Below are 3,036 nucleotides of genomic sequence, written 5' to 3' on the forward strand. Positions count from 1 at the left end.
GGGGTGGGAGAACTCATCTCGAGGAAGGCTTCCCGCTTAGATGCTTTCAGCGGTTATCCCGACCGAACGTAGCCAACCAGCCGTGCCCCTGGCGGGACAACTGGCACACCAGAGGTCCGTCCGTCCCGGTCCTCTCGTACTAGGGACAGACCCTCTCAATTCTCCTACGCGCGCAGCGGATAGGGACCGAACTGTCTCGCGACGTTCTAAACCCAGCTCGCGTGCCGCTTTAATGGGCGAACAGCCCAACCCTTGGGACCTACTCCAGCCCCAGGATGCGACGAGCCGACATCGAGGTGCCAAACCATCCCGTCGATATGGACTCTTGGGGAAGATCAGCCTGTTATCCCCGGGGTACCTTTTAGCCGTTGAGCGACACCGCTTCCACACGCCGGTGCCGGATCACTAGGCCCTGCTTTCGCACCTGCTCGACACGTCCGTCTCACAGTCAAGCTCCCTTGTGCCCTTGCACTCGCCACCTGATTGCCAACCAGGCTGAGGGAACCTTTGGGCGCCTCCGTTACTCTTTAGGAGGCAACCGCCCCAGTTAAACTACCCACCAGGCACTGTCCCCCACCCGGATACACGGGCGCGGGTTAGACGCTCAAAACGACCAGAGTGGTATTTCACCAACGACTCCACCGACACTGGCGTGCCGGCTTCACAGTCTCCCACCTATCCTACACAAGACGCTCCAAACGCCAATGCCAAGCTATAGTGAAGGTCCCGGGGTCTTTCCGTCCTGCTGCGCGAAACGAGCATCTTTACTCGTACTGCAATTTCGCCGGGCCTGTGGTTGAGACAGCGGGGAAGTCGTTACGCCATTCGTGCAGGTCGGAACTTACCCGACAAGGAATTTCGCTACCTTAGGATGGTTATAGTTACCACCGCCGTTTACCGGCGCTTAGATTCTCAGCCTCGACCCCGAAGGGTCTAACCGGTCCTCTTAACGTTCCGGCACCGGGCAGGCGTCAGTCCGTATACCGCGTCTTACGACTTCGCACGGACCTGTGTTTTTAGTAAACAGTCGCTTCCCCCTGGCCTCTGCGACCACCCCCAGCTCCCGCCGCAAGGACGTTCACCGGGCGTGGTCCCCCTTCTCCCAAAGTTACGGGGGCAATTTGCCGAGTTCCTTAACCACAGTTCACCCGATCGCCTTGGTATTCTCTACCTGACCACCTGAGTCGGTTTAGGGTACGGGCCGCCGGCACACTCACTAGAGGCTTTTCTCGGCAGCATGGGATCACTCACTTCACCTAAAACGGCTCGGCATCACATCTCACCCTTACATGGCGTGCGGATTTACCTGCACACCGGGCTACATGCTTACCCCGGGACAACCATCGCCCGGGCTGAGCTACCCTCCTGCGTCACCCCATCGCTCACCTACTACCCCCTCGGGCCGACCGCTCCACCCGAACCAGAGCCCGAAGGCTCCACCCAGGTTTCAGGGTCTTAGCATCAGAGGGTTCGGCGTTGGCGCATACCAGCGGGTACGGGAATATCAACCCGTTGTCCATCGACTACGCCTGTCGGCCTCGCCTTAGGTCCCGACTTACCCTGGGCGGATTAGCCTGCCCCAGGAACCCTTGGTCATCCGGCGCACACGTTTCTCACGTGTGACTCGCTACTCATGCCTGCATTCTCACTCCCACAGCCTCCACCCCTCGATCACTCGGAGGCTTCACCGGCTGCAGGACGCTCCCCTACCCACCCACACCTTACGGTGCGGATGCCACGGCTTCGGCGGTGTGCTTGAGCCCCGCTACATTGTCGGCGCGGAATCACTTGACCAGTGAGCTATTACGCACTCTTTCAAGGATGGCTGCTTCTAAGCCAACCTCCTGGTTGTCACGGCAACTCCACATCCTTTCCCACTTAGCACACGCTTAGGGGCCTTAGCCGATGATCTGGGCTGTTTCCCTCTCGACTACGAAGCTTATCCCCCGCAGTCTCACTGCCACGCTAACTTACCGGCATTCGGAGTTTGGCTGACGTCAGTAACCTTGTCGGGCCCATCAGCCATCCAGTAGCTCTACCTCCGGCAAGCAACACGCAACGCTGCACCTAAATGCATTTCGGGGAGAACCAGCTATCACGGAGTTTGATTGGCCTTTCACCCCTAACCACAGGTCATCCCCCAGGTTTTCAACCCTGGTGGGTTCGGGCCTCCACACCGTCTTACCGGCGCTTCACCCTGCCCATGGCTAGATCACCCCGCTTCGGGTCTACAGCATGCGACTAAAATTCGCCCTATTCAGACTCGCTTTCGCTACGGCTACCCGCCACCGGTTAACCTCGCCACACACCATAACTCGCAGGCTCATTCTTCAAAAGGCACGCCATCACCAACAACAAGGACAAGTCCCCGCTGAGGAGGCTCTGACGGCTTGTAGGCACACGGTTTCAGGTACTCTTTCACGACCCCTCACCGGGGCACTTTTCACCTTTCCCTCACGGTACTGGTCCGCTATCGGTCACCAGGAAGTATTCAGCCTTACCACGTGGTCGTGGCAGATTCACACGGGATTACACGGGCCCCGTGCTACTCGGGAACACACCCAGAAGCCACTCGAGTTTCGCCTACCGGACTCTCACCGTCTACGGTCGGCCTTCCCATGCCGTTCAACTACCCGAGCAGTTTATAACTTCTCGACCCAGCGGCAGCTGGACCAGGATGGTCCCACAACCCCGCACACGCAACGCCTGCCGGCTATCACACGCGCACGGTTTAGGCTCCTCCGCTTTCGCTCACCACTACTCACGGAATCACTATTGTTTTCTCTTCCTGCGGGTACTGAGATGTTTCACTTCCCCGCGTTCCCACCAACCGCCCTATACATTCAGACGGCGGCGACACCCCATGACGGGTGCCAGGTTTCCCCATTCGGAAATCCCCGGATCAAAGTCTGGTTGCCGACTCCCCGAGGCATATCGCAGGCTCCCACGTCCTTCATCGGCTCCTGATGCCAAGGCATCCACCGTATGCCCTAAAAAACTTGAACACACAAAACGATCAAAACAAATCGCAGATAA

The 3,036-nt window shown here is 58.5% G+C and carries 1 rRNA gene; it reads right to left on the reverse strand.

The annotated features are described in order from the left end of the window. Positions 1-3,005 (reverse strand): 23S ribosomal RNA (locus tag ACH35V_RS42245); the annotation flags it as partial. Positions 3,006-3,036: the final 31 nt, after the last annotated feature.

This window comes from Actinomadura sp. 1N219 (assembly GCF_044326405.1).
Classification (GTDB): domain Bacteria; phylum Actinomycetota; class Actinomycetes; order Streptosporangiales; family Streptosporangiaceae; genus Spirillospora.